The 21,827-nt window shown below is 61.5% G+C and carries 17 protein-coding genes and 3 tRNA genes; 14 read left to right on the forward strand and 6 right to left on the reverse strand.

The window, feature by feature from the left end; genetic code table 11:
- The first annotated feature begins 272 nt into the window (after positions 1-272).
- From TM1040_RS08605 to TM1040_RS08620, 4 genes are all read left to right on the forward strand, one after another.
- Positions 273-349: transfer RNA gene (locus TM1040_RS08605), tRNA-Asp, on the forward strand.
- An 82-nt stretch (positions 350-431) separates the two neighbouring features.
- Positions 432-508: transfer RNA gene (locus TM1040_RS08610), tRNA-Asp, on the forward strand.
- A gap of 83 nt (positions 509-591) precedes the next feature.
- A tRNA-Asp gene (locus TM1040_RS08615) sits at positions 592-668 on the forward strand.
- 147 nt (positions 669-815) lie between these two features.
- Positions 816-1,226, forward strand: coding sequence for an acyl-CoA thioesterase (locus tag TM1040_RS08620; RefSeq protein WP_011538203.1), 411 nt, complete (start codon positions 816-818; stop codon positions 1,224-1,226).
- 83 nt (positions 1,227-1,309) lie between these two features.
- On the opposite strand, the gene TM1040_RS08625 is transcribed toward TM1040_RS08620, so the two are convergent.
- Positions 1,310-2,701, reverse strand: a complete 1,392-nt coding sequence (locus TM1040_RS08625) for a dipeptidase (RefSeq protein WP_011538204.1) — start codon at positions 2,699-2,701, stop codon at positions 1,310-1,312.
- A 485-nt stretch (positions 2,702-3,186) separates the two neighbouring features.
- Between TM1040_RS08625 and hemA the strand changes: the two genes are divergently transcribed.
- The 3 genes from hemA (at position 3,187) to ispG (ending at position 7,010) form a co-directional block, all read left to right on the forward strand.
- Positions 3,187-4,410 (forward strand): 5-aminolevulinate synthase, encoded by a 1,224-nt coding sequence (gene hemA / locus TM1040_RS08630; RefSeq protein WP_044027051.1) that lies wholly within the window; start codon positions 3,187-3,189, stop codon positions 4,408-4,410.
- 128 nt (positions 4,411-4,538) lie between these two features.
- Positions 4,539-5,756 carry a helix-turn-helix domain-containing protein gene (locus TM1040_RS08635; protein WP_011538206.1) on the forward strand — a complete coding sequence of 406 codons (1,218 nt, stop codon included), beginning with the start codon at positions 4,539-4,541 and terminating at the stop codon, positions 5,754-5,756.
- A gap of 120 nt (positions 5,757-5,876) precedes the next feature.
- Positions 5,877-7,010: a flavodoxin-dependent (E)-4-hydroxy-3-methylbut-2-enyl-diphosphate synthase gene (gene ispG / locus TM1040_RS08640; protein WP_011538207.1), complete on the forward strand. Its 1,134-nt coding sequence runs from the start codon at positions 5,877-5,879 to the stop codon at positions 7,008-7,010.
- Positions 7,011-7,086: 76 nt separating this feature from the next.
- Here ispG and TM1040_RS08645 read toward each other — a convergent pair whose 3' ends face one another.
- Together TM1040_RS08645 and TM1040_RS08650 are read right to left on the reverse strand one after the other, a co-directional pair.
- Positions 7,087-7,851: a DsbA family protein gene (locus TM1040_RS08645; RefSeq protein WP_011538208.1), complete on the reverse strand. Its 765-nt coding sequence runs from the start codon at positions 7,849-7,851 to the stop codon at positions 7,087-7,089.
- Positions 7,848-9,293 carry a M48 family metalloprotease gene (locus tag TM1040_RS08650; protein ID WP_044026701.1) on the reverse strand — a complete coding sequence of 482 codons (1,446 nt, stop codon included), beginning with the start codon at positions 9,291-9,293 and terminating at the stop codon, positions 7,848-7,850. Before TM1040_RS08650 ends, TM1040_RS08645 begins: the two co-directional genes overlap by 4 nt.
- Here TM1040_RS08650 and TM1040_RS08655 point away from each other — a divergent pair.
- From TM1040_RS08655 to prfB, 4 genes are all read left to right on the forward strand, one after another.
- Entirely contained in the window at positions 9,292-10,437 is a 1,146-nt protein-coding gene (locus TM1040_RS08655; RefSeq protein ID WP_011538210.1) for a pyridoxal phosphate-dependent aminotransferase, read from the forward strand. The two genes, TM1040_RS08650 and TM1040_RS08655, sit on opposite strands and share 2 nt — an antisense overlap.
- Positions 10,437-11,675: an N-acetylmuramoyl-L-alanine amidase gene (locus TM1040_RS08660; RefSeq protein WP_011538211.1), complete on the forward strand. Its 1,239-nt coding sequence runs from the start codon at positions 10,437-10,439 to the stop codon at positions 11,673-11,675. Before TM1040_RS08655 ends, TM1040_RS08660 begins: the two co-directional genes overlap by 1 nt.
- 386 nt (positions 11,676-12,061) lie before the next feature.
- The gene (locus TM1040_RS08665) at positions 12,062-14,569 is read left to right on the forward strand and encodes a penicillin-binding protein 1A (protein ID WP_011538212.1); all 2,508 of its coding nucleotides are present in this window, start codon (positions 12,062-12,064) and stop codon (positions 14,567-14,569) included.
- Between the two features lie 113 nt (positions 14,570-14,682).
- A complete protein-coding gene (prfB, locus tag TM1040_RS08670) occupies positions 14,683-15,807 on the forward strand; it encodes a peptide chain release factor 2 (RefSeq protein WP_011538213.1) in 1,125 nt (374 codons plus the stop codon).
- A 120-nt stretch (positions 15,808-15,927) separates the two neighbouring features.
- Here prfB and TM1040_RS08675 read toward each other — a convergent pair whose 3' ends face one another.
- Positions 15,928-17,217 carry an MFS transporter gene (locus tag TM1040_RS08675; RefSeq protein WP_044027052.1) on the reverse strand — a complete coding sequence of 430 codons (1,290 nt, stop codon included), beginning with the start codon at positions 17,215-17,217 and terminating at the stop codon, positions 15,928-15,930.
- Positions 17,218-17,398: 181 nt separating this feature from the next.
- On the opposite strand from TM1040_RS08675, the gene TM1040_RS08680 reads away from it, so the two are divergent.
- A complete protein-coding gene (locus TM1040_RS08680) occupies positions 17,399-18,778 on the forward strand; it encodes an amidase (RefSeq protein WP_011538215.1) in 1,380 nt (459 codons plus the stop codon).
- A gap of 54 nt (positions 18,779-18,832) precedes the next feature.
- Positions 18,833-19,642: a DUF2189 domain-containing protein gene (locus TM1040_RS08685; protein WP_011538216.1), complete on the forward strand. Its 810-nt coding sequence runs from the start codon at positions 18,833-18,835 to the stop codon at positions 19,640-19,642.
- On the opposite strand, the gene TM1040_RS08690 is transcribed toward TM1040_RS08685, so the two are convergent.
- Positions 19,635-20,396, reverse strand: coding sequence for a helix-turn-helix domain-containing protein (locus tag TM1040_RS08690; RefSeq protein ID WP_044026702.1), 762 nt, complete (start codon positions 20,394-20,396; stop codon positions 19,635-19,637). The two genes, TM1040_RS08685 and TM1040_RS08690, sit on opposite strands and share 8 nt — an antisense overlap.
- Before the next feature lie 233 nt (positions 20,397-20,629).
- Here TM1040_RS08690 and TM1040_RS08695 point away from each other — a divergent pair, with 233 nt between their 5' ends.
- Positions 20,630-21,049, forward strand: coding sequence for a hypothetical protein (locus TM1040_RS08695; RefSeq protein ID WP_011538218.1), 420 nt, complete (start codon positions 20,630-20,632; stop codon positions 21,047-21,049).
- A gap of 186 nt (positions 21,050-21,235) precedes the next feature.
- Here TM1040_RS08695 and ilvN read toward each other — a convergent pair whose 3' ends face one another.
- The gene (gene ilvN / locus TM1040_RS08700; RefSeq protein ID WP_011538219.1) at positions 21,236-21,796 is read right to left on the reverse strand and encodes an acetolactate synthase small subunit; all 561 of its coding nucleotides are present in this window, start codon (positions 21,794-21,796) and stop codon (positions 21,236-21,238) included.
- Positions 21,797-21,827: the final 31 nt, after the last annotated feature.

A 21,827-nucleotide genomic window follows, 5' to 3' on the forward strand; every position in this document is an offset into this window, starting at 1 on the left:
GTAGAGGTGGGTCCGCAGTTCCGTCGAGGCCGGCTCCAGCATATGTTCGATGTTTTTGCCATCACCACGCGGGTAGGGCGGCAGAGTTTCAGGTGTCCTCATCAGGTGCACGGCTTCGAGCGCGGTATTTGCAATTCTTTTCAGGCGCTTATTTCCTTTCGTCATTTTTTTCAGTGGAAAGCTCGGAAAATGGCATTTCTGCGCTTGACGCCCCCCGCGACCTGCGAATATTACACCCCAACGTTCAGACACGGCGCTGGACGCAACAGCAAGCGGTTGTAGCTCAGTTGGTTAGAGTACCGGCCTGTCACGCCGGGGGTCGCGGGTTCGAGCCCCGTCAACCGCGCCACTGTTGCCCTGCCTGAAGGGCCTCGCAAGAGGGTCAGGACCGTCCCGGAGGGAACGCGCTGGCAAAGGTCAGCATTGAAAGTGCGGTTGTAGCTCAGTTGGTTAGAGTACCGGCCTGTCACGCCGGGGGTCGCGGGTTCGAGCCCCGTCAACCGCGCCACTTTCACCCCGCCTGGGGGCCTTGCAAGAGGAACAGGACCGTCCCGGAAGGGAGTCGCTGGCCGAGGTCAGCACTGAAAATGCGCGGTTGTAGCTCAGTTGGTTAGAGTACCGGCCTGTCACGCCGGGGGTCGCGGGTTCGAGCCCCGTCAACCGCGCCACTTTCACCCCTTTCCAATTCTCTGTTGCTAGAATTCCGGCGGCGCAAGAGAGCGCCGTGAACCGGTTTTGTCTTTCCCCATGTACGGTCTGGCGGCACAGTGACCTAAGCCCCCTGTGATCCTTCCCGAACAGACGAGAGTCCGCCGATGTCCACATCTCAACCAGATACTGCCCCGCAAAATCCGCCCGAGACCCAACCGACAATCCGCGTCATCGCGATGCCCACGGACACCAACCCGGCGGGTGATATCTTTGGTGGCTGGCTCATGAGCCAGATGGATCTTGCGGCAGGCACCATCGCGGCAAGGGTATCCAAGGGGCGGGCTTCAACCGTCTCGGTCGAGGAGATTCAGTTTCATCGCCCCGTTCTGGTGGGCGACGAGGTCTCGCTATATGCGGAGATGCTGAAAATCGGGCGCACCTCGATGCGCATCCGTGTGCGCGCCTGGCGTCGCGCCCGCCATCAGGAAGAAACCCAGCAGGTGACAGAAGCGATCTTCACCTTCGTGGCGCTGGACGACCATGCGCGGCCGAGGCCGGTGCTGCGCGAGGCGTAAAACGACACAGCCCCCGCAGAGGCTGCGAGGGCTGGTCTGATCGTTTCGGGGAGAGGGCAGGGCGCCACTGCGCCCTGAGCCCCTCAGGCTTTGCTCAGGGCGTCCAGCACCCGCGCCCAAGAGCGGATCCCCTTGTGGAAGCTCTCGAGGTCGTATTTCTCATTGGGGGAGTGGATCGCGTCATCCTCATTGGCAAAGCCAATCAGCATCGCGTCCATGCCGAGGATCGATTTGAAATAGCCCGCCACCGGAATCGACCCGCCCATGCCGGAGAACACCGCCTCGCGGTTCCATTCCTCGGTCAAAGCGCCGCGCGCGGCCTCGAACTCGGGCCGGGTGGTGTCGATCACATAGGCGGGTGCGCCATCCAGATCGAGGTCCCATTTCACGGTGCAATCCGTAGGCAGGCGGTCTTCGACATGTTTGCGAATCTTCTGGCGCAGATCGGCAGGGTCCATGTCGCCCACCAGGCGGCAGGTGATCTTGCAATGCGCCTCTGAGGGAATCACCGTCTTGGTGCCTGCGCCCTGATAGCCGCCCCAAAGCCCGTTGATCTCGAGGGTCGGACGCGCCCATTGCTGCTCCAGGGTGGAGTATTTCTTTTCGCCATGCGCCTCGGTGTAGCCCGCGTTGGAGAGATAGTCCTTCTCGTCAAAGCCACAGCCTTCCCACTGTCGCAGGATATCCGCCGGCACCTCCGGCACGCCCTCGTAAAAGCCCTCCACGGCCACAGCGCCGGTGTCGGGGTCATGGAAGGATGCAATGATGTGGGAGATCTCGCGCAGCGGGTTCAGACCAGGGCCACCATAGTGCCCCGAATGCAGGTCGATCTTGGGGCCGATCAGGGTGAATTCATCCTTCATCATGCCGCGCAGCTGCGACGCCACCGAAGGCACCCCGCGCGCCACCATAGACGTGTCGCAGATCAGCGCGATATCGGCAGAGAGCTCTTCTTTGGCGGCCTCGAGGAACGGAATGAGCGAGGGCGACCCTGATTCCTCTTCGCCCTCGAAGAAAAAGGTGATGCGGCAGGGCAGGGTGCCATGCACCGCCTGCCACGCCCGGCAGGCTTCTACAAAGGTCATCAACTGACCCTTGTCATCCGATGCACCGCGGCCGCGGATCACCGTGCCATTGGGCGTTTCTTCAAGCTGAGGCTCAAAGGGTGGCGTGTTCCAGAGGTTCAGCGGATCGACGGGCTGCACATCATAATGGCCGTAAAACAGCAGATGCGGGCCTTTGGTGTTTTCCTCGCCCACATGGCCCACCACCATCGGATGGCCGGGTGTTTCGCGCTTCTCAGCCTTGATGCCGATGGAGTTCAGATCCTTGACCAACCAATCCGCAGCGGCGTCGCAGTCGGCCTTGTAGGCGGGATCAGTGGAAATGGAGGGAATGCGCAACAGTTCCAGCAGCCGGTCGGTGGCGGCGGAAACATCGGAATCGATTTTGTCGAGAACAGGGGTAAGGGACATGGGTCTCTCCTGAAATAGTGCCGTGTTGCCCTTGGGCCGTGATGAGCTTCAACAGGGCAGGGCGGGTCCGTGGCGGAGCCTAACAGCGCTGCATGACAAGGGCCAGTCGCACGATTGTATTAGAACATCACCCGCCCGGATGAGGCGCACGCCGGGCCTGTGTGCCTGCTGAAGCCGTTTCAGAACAAAGGTTTCCGATCCGCCACATTCCCTCTGGCCCTGCGGCGTTTTGCGCAGGGGGGGGCATGTCTGCTTTGATGCTGCCGCGCTTGCCTGAATTTCAGAATGCTTCTAAAAGCATCGAAAGGTTTATTTGACCTGTATCAAGGATGATGGGTGGCGTGACACTCTATCACGTTGATCAGGACAAGGGTGCCGGTTAGACACCGCGAGATAGATCGCGGGTGTGGATGCTCCACGGGGCAGGTCGGGATCAAGACGCAGCCAAGCCGGACTGGCATCGGCACAAAGCTATGGAGATGACGGTGGACTATACCGCACAACTCGACGCAGCGATTGAACGCCTTCACGAAGAAGGCCGCTACCGGACGTTCATTGATATCGAGCGTCGCCGGGGGCAGTTTCCGCATGCGGTCTGGACCCGTCCCGATGGCAGCGAACAGGACATCACCGTCTGGTGCGGCAACGACTATCTCGGCATGGGGCAGCACCCGGTTGTGCTGAAGGCGATGCGCGATGCAATTGATGCCACTGGTGCGGGCTCTGGCGGGACGCGCAATATCTCCGGCACCACTGTCTATCACAAAGAACTCGAGAGCGAGCTTGCCGATCTGCACGGCAAGGAAGCGGCGCTTTTGTTCACCTCCGCCTACATTGCCAACGATGCCACGCTGTCGACCCTGCCGAAACTGCTGCCGGGTCTCATTATCTATTCCGACGCTTTGAACCACGCGTCCATGATCGAGGGTGTGCGCCGAAATGGCGGGGCCAAGCGAGTCTTTCGCCATAATGATGTCGCCCACCTGCGCGAACTCCTCGAGGCTGACGATCCCGCCGCGCCCAAGCTCATCGCATTTGAGAGCGTCTACTCGATGGATGGCGACTTTGGCCCGATTGCGGAAATCTGCGATCTCGCCGATGAATTCAACGCGCTGACCTATATCGACGAAGTCCACGCCGTCGGCATGTATGGCCCTCGCGGCGGTGGCGTCACAGAGCGTGACAACCTCGCCCATCGTATCGACATCATCAACGGCACGCTCGCCAAGGCCTATGGCGTCATGGGCGGCTATATCGCCGCCTCTGCCAAGATGTGCGATGCGATCCGGTCCTATGCGCCGGGCTTTATCTTCACCACCTCGCTTGCGCCTTCGATTGCGGCCGGGGCCGCGGCCTCCGTGCGTCATCTCAAGACAGCGCAGGACCTGCGCGATAAGCATCAGGAGCAGGCGCGCTATCTCAAAACCCGCCTCAAGATGATGGGACTGCCCGTGATCGATCACGGCAGCCACATCGTTCCGGTGATCGTTGGCGATCCGGTTCATACCAAGAAACTGTCGGATATGTTGCTCTCGGACTTTGGTATCTATGTGCAGCCGATCAACTTCCCGACCGTGCCGCGTGGTACAGAGCGCCTACGATTCACGCCATCGCCAGTGCATGGGCCCAGCGAAATGGACCATTTGATCCGCGCAATGGATAAGCTTTGGTCGCATTGTGCGCTGAATCGCGCCGAATTGGCCGGATAAGCCCAAGCTAAGTGTTCATTAAACGGAATTGTGTTATTCTTTCATCAATGAAACCACGCTGACGAATCGGGAATCGGTTTGTACGGTGCGGATGTCGCAAAACGGCAGGACTTGATGGGACAGCAGGCATGATCGGGCGCCTTACGCAGCGCACTTTTGGACGTCGTGATGAAACCCCGGAACCGCCACGCGGTTTCGATGATTTCGAGTTGCGTCTTGGCGATATGATGCGCGGCGAACGCGCTACCATGGGCAAGTCGCTCCTGGATGTACAGCGCGAGCTACGGATCAAAGCCTCCTACATCGATGCCATTGAAAACTGTGACCCTTCGGTCTTTGACACGCCCGGTTTTATTGCCGGGTATGTGCGCTCTTATGCGCGCTACCTCAACATGGACCCCGAAAAGGCCTTTGGTGCCTTCTGCGCCGAGAGCGGTTTTTCCGTGGCCCACGGCATGTCATCTGAGGCCTCCGTACGCAAACCCCGCGATATATCCGCCTCCAGCAGCAAAGGTCTCGGGGGCGATGCATTCAGCAATTCCGCCACGCCATTTGTCCCGGTGTCTGACGGTGTCTTTAGCCAGATCGACCCGCGCGCGGTGGGCTCCGTCCTCGTGCTGGCCAGCGTCATTGGCGGGCTTGCCTTTGGCGGCTGGAAGATCCTGCACGAGGTGCAGCAGGTCACATTCGCCCCGGTCGAGCAAACACCGGAGGTGCTTGCGGAGCTGGACCCGCTCGAAACCGCATCTCTCGTCGCATCGGACCTGACCGAGGACCCCGCAAGCGAGGCTTTGGATCGCCTTTACCGCCCTCAGGCGCTGGATGTGCCGGTTCTGGTCGCCCGCGATGCGCCCATCTCGACGCTTGATCCGCGCGCGCATGGGAATTTCGCAGGCTTCGAACAGCCTGGTATTTCATTGGCAGATGCCATGGTGCCCGCAAACGAACAAACCGACCTCGCAGTGCCGCAGGTGCTCGAAGCGCGCGCCCCTTCGGTCGAGATGATCGCCGTGCGCCCCTCCTGGGTGCAAGTCAAGGCCGCCGATGGATCGGTGATCTTCGAGACGATCATGGAGCCGGGGCAAACCTTTGACGTGCCTCTCACCGAAGACGCCCCGCGTCTGCGCACCGGCGAAAGCAGCGCGATCTATTTCGCGGTGAATGGCGAACACTACGGCCCGGTGGGCGGTCGCGGTCAGGTCACCAAGGATGTGGAACTCTCGCCAGATGCGCTCAGCGGCCGCTTTGAGATCGCCGATCTGGAGGCCGAGCAGAACCAGGCGCTTGCCACCATGGTCGCCCAGTTGCGCGCCACGCAACAGACCCCGGTAGACAGCGCCGACTGACGAGACGGCAGAGGACGCGCTCAAAACACCCATGGATTCGCAGAACGCCCCGGACAGCCATTGCAGGCTCCGGGGCGTCGGCCTATCTAAGGGGCAAGCGACACGCAGGACGAGGCAGCCATGTCCATGAATCATATCCGCCCTTGGCGGAACATCGAACGCCGCAAGAGCCGCCAGATCCATGTGGGCAATGTGCCCGTAGGGGGGGATGCGCCAATTGCGGTGCAGACCATGACCAACACGTTGACCACCGACATCAAAGGCACCATCGCACAGGTGCAGGCCGCCGCCGATGCGGGCGCCGATATAGTGCGTGTCTCGGTCCCGGACGAGGCCTCTGCCCGCGCGCTCAAGGAGATCGTGCGGGAAAGCCCGGTGCCGATCGTGGCCGATATTCATTTCCACTACAAACGTGGCATCGAGGCCGCCGAGGCCGGTGCCGCCTGCCTGCGCATCAATCCCGGAAACATCGGCGACGAAAAACGCGTGGCCGAGGTGATCAAGGCCGCCCGCGACCACAATTGCTCGATCCGTATTGGCGTCAATGCTGGCAGCCTCGAAAAACACCTCCTCGAAAAATACGGCGAGCCTTGCCCGGACGCGATGGTCGAATCCGGCCTTGATCACATCAAGATCCTTCAGGACCACGACTTTCATGAATTCAAGATCTCGGTCAAAGCCTCCGACGTCTTCATGTCTGCCGCCGCTTATCAGATGCTTGCGGATGCGACCGACGCCCCCATCCACCTCGGCATCACCGAGGCTGGTGGGCTGATGTCCGGCACGATCAAGTCTGCGATCGGCCTCGGACAGCTCTTGTGGATGGGCATTGGCGACACCCTGCGCGTAAGCCTTTCCGCCGATCCGGTTGAAGAGGTCAAAGTAGGCTTTGAGATCCTCAAATCCCTCGGCCTGCGTCACCGGGGCGTCAATATCATCTCCTGCCCGAGCTGCGCGCGTCAGGGGTTTGACGTTATCAAAACGGTCGAAACCCTCGAAGAGCGCCTCGAACACATCAAAACCCCCATGAGCCTCTCGATCATCGGCTGCGTTGTGAATGGTCCGGGCGAGGCTTTGATGACCGATGTCGGCTTCACCGGTGGCGGCGCGGGCTCCGGCATGGTGTATCTTGCGGGCAAGGCCAGCCACAAGATGTCCAACGACCAGATGATCGATCACATCGTCGAAGAGGTCGAGAAAAAAGCCGCCGCTCTCGACGCGCAAGCGGCTGAGGACATGAAAGCGGCGGAATAACCCCGCCTTCATCTTCTTGGAAATATCCCGGGGGAGGCCCCGAAGGGGCCGGGGGCAGCGCCCCCGGTACGGGCGCTCAGCTGCGCCCGGCGCGTATGTCCTCCACCATGATCTGCAACTGATCTGCGGGCAGGTAGCCGCGCAGCATCTCGTCTTCCAGAACAAAGGTGGGCGTGCCAGAAATGGACAGCGTCTGCGCCAGGCTGCGCGTGCGCTGGATCTGCTCTGTCACTTTTGCGTCGTTCATCTTGGCGAGGATTGCATCCGCGTCAAGCGACAGCCCCTCCGCCATACGACGCAACGCCACCTCATTGGGCTCGCCCTGAAACGCGATCAGCGTGTCATGCACGCTCTTGTAAGCGTCATCACCAGCCACAAGTTTGGTGGCAATCGCAAACCGGGATGAGAGCACAGACGCCTCGCCGAGGATTGGGAACTCTTTGATGACAAAACGAATATTCTTATCCGCCGCCAAAAGAGCCTCGATTTCGGGCACCGCCTTGCGGCAATAGCCACAGCGGTAATCCATGAATTCAACCAGCGTCACATCGCCTTCGGGGTTGCCGCCCACCCAGGAATAGCCATCGTTCTGGATTTCCTGCAGGTTGGCGCCCACCAGCGCGTCATCGCGCGCGGCCTCGGCCTGTTGCTGCTGTTGTTCGAGGACGTCCACCGCCTCCAGGATCACCTGCGGGTTCTCCAGGAGATAGCTGCGCACGGCATCGCCAAAGGCGGCCTTTTCGCTGTCGGACATGTCGTTGAGGTCAAGCGCCCGCGCTGCCGGAGCAGAGAGAGAGAGCGCGCAGGCCGCGATCAGGGCCATGCGTGTCGGGGCAATCATTTTTGGTTCCTTTTCTCGTCTTGTTCAAAGGCAATTAGAACATCCTGGGCCCGGCGCCAGGCCGGGGACCCTTTGGCCAGAAGGCCGGTTGCGCGTTTGGCATGTGGTCCTGCATCCTTGAGACGCCCCTGAAGCGCATAGCGCTCGGCGGTCACAAGCGCAGCCATGCCGGTCTGATTGGTTTGCGCATAGGCCAGCGACATATCGCGCAAGAGGGTTGCATTGCGAAAATCAAGGCCTCGGGCCTTTTCCATCGTCTTGAGGGCGGCGCGGGGATTGCCCGCTGCCAGCTGCGCGCGCCCGAGGCTTGCGAGGATCAAAGGCTCGTTTGGGGAGAGGCTGGCGGCTGTGCCAAAGGCCGAGACTGCAGCGCCCCAGCGGCGGTTTTCATAGAGGATCTGACCCCAGAGCTCGTGGTAATAGGCGTCCTTCGGGCGTGTGGCCAAAAGCGCCTGCATTTCCTTTTGCGCGCGGGAGAAACTGTTTTGCCGGTGATGCGCCACCGCAAGACGCATGCGTTTGACATCCGCATACCCTTCGGAGGCGACCCGTCGCTTGGTCCAGCTTGGCGCGCGCGTAAAGGCAGAAAGCTTGCCCTGCACCCGCGCCAGCCAATAGGCGGCGGCAGGGTCGGAGGCCGCCGCGGCGCCCGCGCTGGCCACATAGGCTTCTGCGGCGCGCATCCGGTCGCGTGTCAGCGGGTGCGAGCGCATATAAGGATCTTGCGAACCTGTGCTCAGGACCTCTTGGCCAGCAAAAATCCTGTGCAGTTCCACCATGCCCTTGGGATTGACCCCGGCGGCTGTCATGAACCCGATGGCGGAGCGGTCGGCAGAGGCTTCTTCGGCGCGGGTGTGCGACAGGAAATTGCGCAGCGCCGAGGATTGCACCCCAAAGGCCACGCCCGCGCCTGCCTTGCCGCCCCCTGCGGCCGATGCCAGCAGCCCGAGCGCAACCCCAAGGCCTGCGGCCGTGCTCGCAGAGCGCATGTTCTGCACCCGCCGCCCGATGTGGCCATTGGCGATATGGGCCGCTTCATGGGCGATCAGCGCCTGCAGCATCTCTGGGCTCTCGGCCTTCAGGATCAGACCGTAGTTGATAAAGATCGCCCGGTGGTCGATCACGAAGGCATTGAAACTGCTGTCATTCACCACAAGGATGCGCACCCGTCGCGGGCTCAGACCGGCGGCGGTTAGAATGGGGCGCGCAAGCTCCGTCAGCCCGTGTTCGATATCGGCGTCGCGCAGAAGGCGAATGGATTGCGCCTGCGCCGCGATCGGCGCAAAGGCCAGCACGGCGGCAAGACATGCTGCCAGCACCGGCCCACGGCCGCACCCTCTGCCCACCGCTGCGGCCAGAAGACGAAACAGACGTGCGCACGGGATTGACGCCAGAGAGAATACGCGCTCAAAACTCATGGCCGCACCATGGGAGATCAACATGCGAAACTCAAGCCGGTCCAAGGTCGATCCCTTCATTGTGATGGATGTGATGGAGGCCGCCCGCAAGGCGGAAGAGCAGGGCCGTCATATCATCCATATGGAAGTGGGCCAGCCCTCCACGGGCGCGCCCGAGGCCGCACGGCGGGCCCTTGCCGATGCGCTCGAGAGAGATTCCATGGGATATACTGTCGCGCTGGGTTTGCCCGCGCTGCGCAAACGCATCGCCGCGCTTTACGGGGAGTGGTACAACGTCGACCTCAACCCCGAGCGCGTAGTGATCACGCCCGGCTCTTCGGGGGCGTTCATCCTGAGTTTCACCGCGCTTTTTGACAGCGGGGACCGCGTGGGCATCGGCGCGCCGGGCTATCCTTCCTATCGCCAGATCCTGAGCGCCCTGGGCATGCAGCCCGTGGATATCCAGACCGCGCCCGAGCACCGCCTGCAGCCGGTCGCCGCCGACATTCGCGACCAGAACCTTGCCGGTCTCATGGTGGCAAGCCCCGCCAACCCCACCGGGACAATGCTCGACAAACCGGCGCTCTCGGCGCTGATGGAGGCGGCGCAGGCCGAGGGCGCGAGTTTTATTTCCGACGAGATCTACCACGGCATCGAATATGAGGCCAAAGCGGTCACCGCGCTTGAGATTTCGGATGAATGCTATGTCATCAACTCCTTTTCCAAGTATTTCTCGATGACCGGCTGGCGCGTGGGCTGGATGGTGGTTCCCGAGGATCACATCCGCACGGTGGAGCGGATCGCTCAGAACATGTTTATCTGCGCACCCCATGCCAGTCAGGTGGCGGCGCTGGCCGCAATGGATTGCCGCGATGAGCTGGAAGCGAACCTCGCGGTCTATGCCCGGAACCGCGCCCTGATGCTCGAGGGGTTGCCGAAGGCAGGGTTTAGCAAGATCGCACCTCCGGATGGGGCGTTTTATGTCTATGCGGATGTGTCGGACCTCACGCAGGACAGTCGCGCCTTTGCAGCGGAAATTCTCGAAAAAGCCGGGGTGGCGGTCACACCGGGGCTCGATTTTGACCCAGTGCGCGGGGCCACCACGTTGCGATTTTCCTATGCCCGCTCCACCGCCGACATCGAGGAGGGGCTGGCGCGCCTCAGGGCCTTTATGGAGGCGCGGGGCTGATGCGCGCGCTTTTTGCAAAGCTCTGGCTGTGCCTTACGCTGGTCCATCTGGCGTTGCTGCCTGCTGCCGCCGCGGCGCAGGGGTTTTCGGCGCTCGCGCGGGTTTTGCCCGAAGACAGCAGCCTTTGGGACACTGGCGCAGGCGTGGAGCTCGAGCTGGGTCTGAGCCAGGGCGTGCCCTACCGGATCTTTGCGCTCGATGATCCCTATCGTCTGGTGCTCGACTTTCAGGAGGTGGACTGGACCGGGCTTCAGGCCGAGGATTTTGACCGCTCCGAGCTGATCGAACGGACACGTTTTGGGGGCTATGTGCCGGGGTGGTCGCGGATGGTTCTCACCCTCACAGAGCCGATGCAATTGCGCACCGCAGCGATGGACATTGACCCTGAGACCAGCGCGGCGAAGCTGAAACTTGCCCTTGCCCCCATTGATGCCGAGACATTTGCGGCGACTGCTGGGGCGCCCTACGATCCGCGTCTTGATCTTCCGATGCCGGCCGAGCTCAAGCCGCGTGCCCCGCGCGATGACGATGCGCCGCTTGTTGTGATGATCGACCCCGGGCATGGCGGGCTCGACCCCGGAGCCGAGGCCGAAGGCGGGATCGCCGAAAAGGACCTGATGCTGGCCTTTGCCTACGATCTCGGCGAACGGCTGGTGCGCTCAGGGGCCTTTGAGGTGCTACTGACGCGAGAGGGAGACTACTTTGTCTCTCTCGAGCGCCGCATTGCCATGGCGCATCAGCAGGGGGCTGATGTGTTCATTTCGCTTCATGCCGACGCGGTCACAGAAGGCATGGCCCATGGCACCGTGGTCTACACACTGTCTGAATCTGCCTCTGATGTGGCCTCGGCCAAGCTCGCCGAACGTCACGACCGGGCCGACCTGCTGTCTGGCAGTGACCTCAGCGCTGCTGATGATGTGGTTACGGATGTGATGCTGGATCTCGCCCGGCAGGAGACCCACCCGCGCAGCACTGCTTTGGCGCGCTCGGTGATCGAGGCGCTCATGGAGGCGGGAGGGCCGGTCAATCGCCGCCCGCTGCGCTCGGCGGGGTTTTCGGTGCTGAAATCCGCTGACATCCCGTCGATCCTGATCGAGCTGGGCTTCATGTCGAGCCCAAGGGATCTTGAGCTGCTCACGGATCCCGACTGGCAGGCCAAAACCGCGCAAAGCATCCTGAACGGGCTGCTGGTTTGGCGGGAAGAGGACGCCGCGCGGCGCGCATTGGTGCGCCAATAGCGCCCATACCGCCAATAGCGGCAGTCGAACAGCAAACGGCGGGCTAAGCTTGCGCATGAGGCCCCCTGTGAAAAGGGAAGTGCTGCGCCGCGCCAGCCCCTGCACCGCACGAGCCGGTTTGCTGCCTCCAACCCCCATGTGCGCCCTTAGTGATGTCGCGGGTGATGCAAGGGGGGGAGTTCTTCCCCCTAGACCTGCGCGTGTTTCGCTGGTTTTTGCCGGTTTCACCCCCCATATCCCAATCTGAGGATACAGGTGCGCGCGCTTCTGCTAAACTGGGCGCCACCTCCTAACCGGTGGGGCCCTCGGGCTGCCGCCATAACACGTTTTGACCCTTGTCACCTTGCCCCCTATAAGGGCCGCATCGTGCGAGAGAGGCCCACACTGTGATCAGATTCATTCTGTCGATCTTTGGATCCATATTCAGTACCATCACCCTTGGCATCGGGGTGGTAGCCCTGTCCATTGGGGCGATCTTCTGGGTCTACGGCCGCGATCTGCCGAGCCATGAGTCGCTGGCGCAGTATCAGCCGCCCACCATCAGCCGGATCTTTTCGGGCGAGGGACAGCTGATCGACGAATTCGCCAAGGAACGACGCCTGTTCACACCGTCCGAGGAAATCCCGGCGCTGGTCAAACAAGCCTTCATCTCGGCGGAGGACAAGAATTTCTACTCTCACGCGGGCTATGACGCACGCGGTATTCTCGCCGCCGCGGTCGAGGCGGTGAAATCGCGCGGTGAAAACGTGCGCGGGGCCTCGACGATCACCCAGCAGGTGATGAAGAACTTCCTTTTGTCCGGCGACCGTCGCGCCGAGCGCAAGATCAAGGAAATCATCCTCGCCACCCGCCTTGAAGAAACGCTCTCCAAGGACAAGATCCTCGAGCTCTACCTCAATGAGATCTTTCTCGGTCAGAACTCCTATGGGGTGACGGCAGCCGCACAGACCTATTTCAACAAGACCCTCGGCGAGCTGGAGCCGCATGAGGCCGCAACCCTGGCCTCGATGCCCAAAGCGCCCTCGGATTATCACCCGGTGCGGCAGCGCGAACGCCTTCTCAACCGTCGCAACTATGTGCTGCGCGAAATGAAAGAGAACGGCTACATCACCGAAGCCGTCTACGAGGTGGAACGCAACCAGCCGCTGCGCTCGGTTCAGAACGGTGATTTCGACGCCTTCCGCACCGCCTTGCCGCCGCGCGATTATTTCACCGATGAAATCCGCCGACAGTTGTCAGTCGACTTTGGCGAGGGCGAGTTCTTTACCGGTGGTTTCACCATCCGCGCCACCATCGACGAGGAAATGCAGGACGAAGCAGCGCTTGCCATGCGCAAGGGGCTTGAGGAATTTGATCGCAGCACGGGGATCTGGCAGGGTCCGATTGCCGAGATCGACCCCGCGCGCCTTGCATCCGAGGAGAGCTGGCGCGAGGCGCTGAGCGAAGCCGAAGCTGCCCGTGATATCATCACCGAGGATGGCGCCTGGCATCCGGCTGTTGTGCTCAAGGTCGAAGACAATGCGCTCACGGTTGGGGTCGAGGGCTTTGGCGGCACCGGCACCATTCCACGCTCTGACATCAAGTGGATGAAGGGCAACTTCTTCGACAACTTCAAACCCGGCGACGTGATTCACGCCATGGCGATCCGCGAGGGCGAGGCTGTCAAACACTGGTCGGCGCGTCAGGTGCCCGAAGTGCAGGGCGGCTTTGTGGCGATGGATGTGAACTCCGGCCGCGTTCTGGCCATGCAGGGGGGCTTTTCCTACCAGCACTCGGTGTTCAACCGGGCCACGCAGGCGCAACGTCAGCCGGGTTCGAGCTTCAAACCCTTCGTTTATGCGGCGGCGCTCGACAGTGGCTATAGCCCCGCAACCATCGTGATCGACGCCCCGATCGAGATCAACACGCCCCAGGGTGTCTGGCGGCCCAAGAACTCCACCAATAAATTCTATGGCCCCACACCTCTGCGCACCGGCATCGAGATGAGCCGGAACCTGATGACCATCCGTCTGGCGCAGGAGGTGGGCATGCCGGTTGTGGCGGGCTACGCCGAGCGCTTTGGCGTCTATGACAACATGGGCACCTTCCTTGCAAACTCGCTCGGCTCTGAGGAGACGACGCTGTACAAAATGGTGGCTGCCTATGCGATGTTTGCCAACGGGGGCGAGCGTGTCGAACCCACGCTGGTGGACCGTATTCAGGACCGCTTTGGCCGCACCATCTACCGTCACGATGACCGCGATTGCGTTGATTGTAGCGCCACCGAGCTTGAGCAAGGGATCGCGCCCAAGATCGTGACCAACCGCGAACAGGTGATGGACCCGATCACCGCCTATCAGCTCACTTCGATGCTAAAGGGCGTGGTCGATCGCGGCACCGCGTCAAGCGTGATCAACCTGCCGGTGCCCGCAGCGGGCAAGACCGGTACCACCAACGACGCGCGCGATGCGTGGTTTGTGGGCTTCACCTCCAACATCGTGGCGGGCTGCTACTTTGGCTATGACAACCCCCGTCCCATGAAGGGCGGTCGGGGGTACGGCGGCACGCTCTGCGGTCCCGTGTTCCAGCAGTTCATGCAGAAGGCGACCGAGAAATACGGAGGCGGCCCGTTCGACGTGCCCCCGGGTGGTCACTTCATCAAGATCGACCGCTACACTGGCGGACGTCTTCCCAACGAGGCAGGCGGGGCAAATGTGGTCGCCGAGTATTTCCGCGATGGTGAGGAGCCGATCTTTGGTCTCACCTTTGATGGGGGCTTTGGCATGGGGTCGAACCTGCCGCTCTTTGAAGAGGTCACCGAATCCGGCCGTCAGGTCACCACCTCCAGCGGCGGAACCGCCGTCCTCGGCCCAAAGGCGAGCTTCGGCGACGTCAGCTCTGGCGGGCTTTACTGACACAGTCTTACATTTGAGGCGGGCAGGCGGGTGATCCTCGCTTGCCCGCGCTCTTGTAGTGGTCCCGGACGTGCGGTATCACCCATCTTCAAACCAGACTTCAAGGAATGCCCATGCGCGCCGAGATCCAGACCATCGTGGCCGATATCGAAAAATCGCTCGACCTGCTTGCCCAGCGGATGAACTGGGAGACGGCGGAATTCCGGCTTGAGGAATTCAACGCGCGGGTCGAAGATCCCAACCTCTGGGATGACCCTGCAGCGGCGCAAAAGCTGATGCGGGACCGTCAGTCCCTCGTGGACGCAATGGACACCTACAAGAGCATCCGCCAGGACCTTCAGGACAGCGTTGAGCTGATCGAGCTTGGCGAGATGGAAGAGGATGCCGAAGTCGTCAAAGACGCCGAAGACACCCTTAAGGCACTGAAGGAAAAAGCCGCCCAGAAAGAGCTTGAAGCGCTTCTGGACGGTGAAACCGACCCCAATGACGCCTTCCTCGAGATCAAGGCGGGCGCGGGCGGCACCGAGGCCTGCGACTGGGCGTCGATGTTGGCGCGCATGTATGTGCGCTGGGCCGAGAGCCGAGGCTTCAGCGTCGAGCTGCAGGAAGAGCAGGCGGGCGCCGAGGCCGGCATTAAATCCGCCACCTATCAGATCAAGGGTCACAACGCCTATGGCTGGCTGAAGTCCGAGAGCGGCACCCACCGTCTTGTGCGGATTTCGCCCTTTGGCAAAGGCACGCGCGAGACGTCATTTGCCGCCGTGGGCGCCTATCCGGTGATCGATGACAACATCGAAATTGAGGTCAACCCGGCCGATATCCGCATCGACACCTACCGTTCGTCAGGCGCGGGCGGTCAGCACGTCAACACCACCGACTCGGCGGTGCGGATCACTCACGAACCCACGGGCATTGTAGTGACCTCCTCGGAGAAATCGCAGCACCAGAACCGCGACATCGCCATGAAGGCGCTGAAATCGCGGCTCTACCAGCTCGAACTTGATCGCCGCAACGCCGAAGTAAACGCGCTGCACGAGGCAAAGGGCGATGCGGGGTGGGGTAACCAGATCCGATCCTATGTGATGCAGCCCTACCAGATGGTCAAAGACCTGCGCACCAACCATGAGACCGCCGACACCAAAGGCGTGCTGGATGGCGACCTTGATGGGTTCATGGCGGCGACGCTGGCGATGAAGGTTGCCGGCAAAAGCCGCGCCGACGCGCAGGGCGAGGATTAAGCTCCGCGTCCGGCAGTCGCCACAAAGATCATTCGTTGAACAAGGCCCCTGACCGTTTGGTCAGGGGTTTTTTGTCTGGGATTGGGGGCGGGTTTTGGACGTCACCCCGACGCGGATGCGCTAGCGCCCGGAACCCGCGAGGCGTTTGGCCAAGATCAGGCACAGCCCCACCGCAATCAGCAGGAACACCGCCCCAATGATCCAGGCGAGCGAGGTCGTGTAGATCTCAGCAAGGCCTCCAGCCATTAGCAGCCCAACCGCCGCCCCAAGCTGCTGGATCAAAGAGCGCAGCGACAGCATGGTGGAGCGCTGACGGTCCGCCACACACGCGTGCAACAGGCTGCTTGCGGGTGTCTCGCTTGCGCCCAGCAGGACCGCGTAGATCAGAAACATGCAGACAAAACCAGCGACACTGCCTTGGATCGCAAGGACGACCTGCGCAGCCGCAAGACAGGCAAAAAGCGCGGCCAGCACGACCGCAGAGCGCCGCCTGAACAGTCGACTGATCCGGGGCGATATCCCCGCGCCAATGGCGATCGCAAAGAAGTACCCCGCCGTCAGTGCCCCAATGAGGGTGTTGGCATAGTCCGCGTCCAGCATTGGTTTGGCATAGGTCGGCCAGAGCACCTCGACCGGGTTGGTCGCCATCAGGAACAGCGCCAAAGCCGTCAACAGCAGCGAGAGCACCGGATGCTTCAGCGCCAGGGCGCCGGCCTCTGCAATCACCGCAGGCACGCGTACAAAGCCCTGCTGGAGCGCCCGCGCATCTCGTGGGCGCGGTGGCTCAATGATGACGCGAAGCGTGTAGGCAAACACGCCGACCATGACGGCAAAGCTTGCCGCGTAGGACACATCATAAATGCTGATCCCATACCTGATGCCAAGGGTGCCAACGGCGTCCGGCAACAGACCACCCATAACCGCCCCCACGGCAAGCCCCATCGCATTGGCCCATTGCGCCTTGGCCAGTGCGGGCTGCACATCCACGTCGGGGGCATGGGCCCTGAACCCCTCAACAAACCACGCATCAAGCGTGCCAGACCGCAAGGCCCGCCCCACGCCGACAAAGGCGAAGGACATCGCCAGCACAGCAAAATCGCGCGACAGCAGAAACAGGGCCAGCGCCATCAAACTGGCGCCCACAGCCCCGAGAAACACGGGCTTGCGCCCGATACTGTCGGCCAAGCCGCCAAACGGAAGTTCCGTCGTCATGGTCGTCAGCGAGTAGATCCCAAAAAGCAGCGAGATCTGGAACAGGTCCATACCCCGATCCGTAAGCGCAAGCGCAACCACCGCCACCGTGAGCCCCATGGCAAAGCGGTCCAGAAACTGATGGATCTGAAACACGCGAATATGCCGGCGCGCCGCCTCGGGCAGGGTCTCAAAGGTGAATGCAATGTCGTGGGTCATCGCCACAGCATCCGCCGTTGCACCGTCGGGCGCAATGGCGCATTTCATGCGTGGGCGCTCTTGGGTGGTGTCGGGCGCTGTCCTTGATGCGCATGAAAAAGGTGCGGAATTTTAGGGTCTTTTCAGACCGTTATCCGCAGCCTAGGCTGACCGGCAATAAGACCCAGAGGAACTTCAGATCATGCTTTGCGACAGAACGGCCAGCGACATTCTAAAAGACCTCGCCAGAGGCGCGCTCACGGTCGAGGCCCTGATGCAGGCAACGCTCGACCGCATTGGCGAACGCAACCCGGCGCTGAACGCGATTGTTGCCCTTCGCCCGACCGAGGATCTGATGGCAGAGGCCCGCGCCGCGGATGCGGTGCCACGGGCCGAACGCGGCCCGCTCCATGGTCTGCCAATGGCAATCAAGGATCTCTCGAATGCCAAGGGGCTGGTGACATCCCAAGGCTCGCCGATTTTTGCAGGGCAGGTGGCACAAGAGGACGATATCTTTGTGGCGCGGTTGCGGGCGGCAGGGGTGATCGTGATTGGCAAGACAAATACGCCCGAGTTCGGGCTTGGGTCTCACACCTATAATCCTGTCTATGGCGCCACCGGCAATGTGGTGGACCCCAGCCGCTCTGCGGGCGGATCGTCAGGAGGCGCTGCGGTGGCGCTGGCGGCGGGAATGGTGGCGCTCGCGGATGGCTCTGACATGATGGGCTCACTGCGCAACCCGGCCGGATGGAACGAGATCTACGGCTTTCGTCCCACCTGGGGCTGGATCCCTTCCGAGCCCGTGGGCGATGTGTTCCTGCACCCGCTCTCAACCAGTGGACCGATGGCGCGCACGCCAGAGGATCTGGCGCTTCTTCTGGATGTGATGTCCGGCAGTGATCCGCGTTTGCCGCTCGCGCGCGGTGCAGAAACGGTCTCTCCGCTGAAGGCCCCAAAGCCACTGCGGCTGGGCTGGCTTGGCGATTGGGGCGGGGCTTACCCAATGGACGACGGCCTCCTTGAGACCTGTGATGCGGCGCTTCAGACCTTTGTGGAGCAGGGCCACACGGTAGAGCGGATCGCGCCGCCATATCCTGCAGAGAAGATCTGGCAGAGCTGGATCACCCTGCGCTCCTTTGCGGTGGCGGCGGGGCTTCGCGGGTTGAACAACCGGCGCGCGGATCTGAAAGAGGCAGCGCTCTGGGAGTTGGACCGTGGGCTAGGGTTCAGCGCGCAAGAGGTGCAGGAAGCCTCCGATCTGCGCTCGGGCTGGATGCGCGCGGCTGCACGGATGTTTCAGCGCTATGACGCGGTGGTGTTGCCCACTGCGCAATGCTGGCCGTTTCCGATCGACTGGGACTACCCAAAGGAGATCGCCGGCAAACCCCTGGACACCTACCACCGCTGGATGGAGGTGGTGGTGCCCGCAAGCCTGTTGGGACTGCCTGCCTTGGCGGTGCCTGCCGGGCGGGGCGGGGCGGACCACTTGCCCATCGGGCTGCAGATCATCGGCCCGCACGGCAGCGACGGGCAGATCCTCGGGCTTGGGCAGGGATATCACACCGCGCGCGCCGCGCTCTAGCTCCGGCACCCGATCAGATCGCATGTGCATTGCATAGGGAGGCTCTGCAAGACGATGACGCAAACCACAGAAACACCGACCGCGCCTCTTACGCGACCGCTTGGGGTGCCGGACCTCAGACCCGTGAGCGCTGGCACCCTCAGAGACGCGCTCAGGGCAGGCTGGCGGGACTTTTGCGCCAAACCCATCTATGGGCTCATCTTTGCGGGGTTTTATGTGCTCGCAGGCTGGGTCATGGCCTGGGTGACGCTGCAAACGCAGACAAGTTACTGGCTGGTTCTCGCGGCCATCGGCTTTCCGCTGATTGGTCCTTTTGCAGCGGTTGGGCTTTATGAGGTCTCGCATCGGATCGAAGCAGGGCGCAGACTGGACGCCGGGCGGATCTTTGGCGTGATCTTCGAGCAAAGCCGCCGCCAGCTGCCGTCGATCTGCGCCATCATCATCGTTGTATTTCTGTTCTGGTTCTTCCTCGGGCATATGATTTTTGCGCTGTTTCTGGGCCACATGCCGATGGTCAATGTCTCCACCTCGACCGAAGTCTTCCTCACCCCGCAGGGGCTCATGATGCTCGGGGTCGGAACCGTTGTCGGTGCGCTCTTTGCACTCCTGATTTATATGATCACCGTACTCGGGCTGCCGCTTCTGCTGGACCGTGAGATCGACTTTGTCACCGCGATGATCACCAGTTTTACCTATGTGCAGGCGAACCTCCTATGGATGCTTGCCTGGGCCGTGCTGATCGCCACGCTCACCTTTGTCGCGCTTTTGCCGGGGTTTTTCGGGCTCTTGGTGGTGCTGCCCTGGCTGGGGCATTCGAGTTGGCACCTTTACCGGCTCCTGCGCGTAGAGGAGGACCCTACCTGAAGGGTTTGCCGAGCTGCAGAAGCCGCCGGTGAAAGGGGATGATCTCGGGTGCGGTGGTGAAACCGCAGCCTCTTGCGGCCTTGATCGCCGCGCTTACATCGGTCCCGAGGTACTCATAGATCATACGCAGGGCGCGATCCCCGCTCTCGCTCTCACGGATCGTGCGGGTCACATAGCCGGTCCAGAGACTGTTTTCAGCCGCAGACACCCGGGCGAGGTAATTGAAAGAATAGGTCAGCGTATTGCGCCGACTGAGTACAAAGGCCACGCCGTCCTCGTGACAGGTCATGTAACCACGGTATTCGCGTGAGGGGCCATCCGTGGACAGCCCCTGGTATCGCATACCCGCGCGGGGTTCATAGCCGCGCACATAGGTGACACCGTCGATGCGTTTGACGTGAACGATCCCCAGCACATAGCTTTCATCGCTGATAAAACTGCGCCGCGTGAAGCGATAGAAGCCGCTAGGAAAGACCTTTTCGGTGACGCGCATCAGACCCGCGTCGATAAAATCCCGAAGGTAATCGCTCTGCAGGGGGCTGCCATCGGGACGGTCAAGGCTTTCGACCGGCTCCAGCAGGATACGCGCATCCACGTCAAAGAAGCCACAAATCCGGTCAAGCACGTCGGGGCGCGGGAAGCTCTCTCCCGACAGGTAGCGGTTGAACTGGGTGCGGTTGATGCCAAGGCGCCGCGACAGCTCGGAAATGGAGGGGTAGTCTTTGGCAAGTTTGCGCAGATTGTCTCCGAACACTGTTCTTAATTCAGCAGGCGATCTGGAGCGTTTCAACATGTTTGTTCCGAGAAAATGGCGTCATGCCTCATATGGGCATCAATGGCTGACGCGGAATAGGTTCAATAACGGTTGATCTGACGCTGGAGAGTATCAACGCCGACACAAATTGCAATTCCCTATTCCTAACTTTGGGATGTTTGAGAATCCGGTTTTGACGCAGAATAGAGACGGGCAAAAAAACGGGGTCCGCAATGATCGGTGTTGTCGTCTGGGCCGATACCGCAAAGTTAAAAGCGGTAATCTGGTGCGAAGATCAAAGAGATTTGGCCTATTTTATTCAGCGCGAGGAGCACGCGCAGACGGTCGCGCTCAACAAGGGCGACCTGGTAAAGTTTGAGAGCCGCTATGAAAGCGGACTGCGGATGGCAGGCCGGGTGCAGGTGGTCGAACCCTGCGCGGAGCCACATCTGTCGGATGCGTTGCTGGATCAGCCAGCCCCGACTCCAGAGACCGTCACAGAGAGCGAGATCTGCGAAAACGCTCATCAGGGCGCAGAAGTCGCCTGTCTCTCGATCCCCGACCGCATTAAATCGCGCAGCGACGGCCACCGCCCGTCAGCAGAGCGCAAAAGCGCCAAGATCCTGGCCTTCCCGGAACGTTTGCGGGCCTGAGGCATGTAGTGGCACCCGGGTGCCCGAAACATGTTTCAGCGTGCCCTAGATCAAAGCCTCAGCAGTCAAATACGCCCGAGCAAAAAGGGGCCGCCCAGCCCTCCTGACATGTCTCAAGACCGACCCAAAGACAAAAAAGCGCACCCGCAGGTGCGCTTTGGCGTTACTGGCTGGTACTAAGGCGCGTCACTCGCCGCGCAACAGCGCCGCAACCCCGGTACGCGCGATCTTGGTCATGCCAAGCGGGCGCATCAGATCGGCAAAGGCGTCGATCTTGTCGGGCGTGCCGGTGATTTCAAAGATGAAGCTGTTGAGCGTCGTATCCACGACCTTTGCGCGGAAAATATCCGCAAGGCGCATCGCCTCGACGCGCTTTTCGCCTTCGCCGACCACTTTGACGATGGCCAGTTCACGCTCCACAAAGGGGCCGGCCACGGTGAGGTCGGTGACCTCATGTACGGGCACGATGCGACCAAGCTGCGCTTTGATCTGTTCGATCACCTGTGGCGTACCAGTGGTGACCACAGTGATGCGCGACAGATGCCCGGTGTGGTCTACTTCGGCCACGGTGAGGCTGTCGATGTTGTAACCGCGGCCCGAAAACAGCCCGATGACGCGCGCCAGCACGCCAGGTTCGTTTTCCACCAGAACGGTGATCGTATGGCGCTCCTGCGTGTCGGAGAAATTCGGGCGTAGGTTATAGGCGGAGTGCTTGGTAGCACCTTTTTTGATGTGTAGGGCAGACATGTCAGTCCCTTTCCTCGAAATATCGGGGCAA

Origin of the sequence: Ruegeria sp. TM1040 (assembly GCF_000014065.1) — a bacterium.
Taxonomy (GTDB): domain Bacteria; phylum Pseudomonadota; class Alphaproteobacteria; order Rhodobacterales; family Rhodobacteraceae; genus Epibacterium.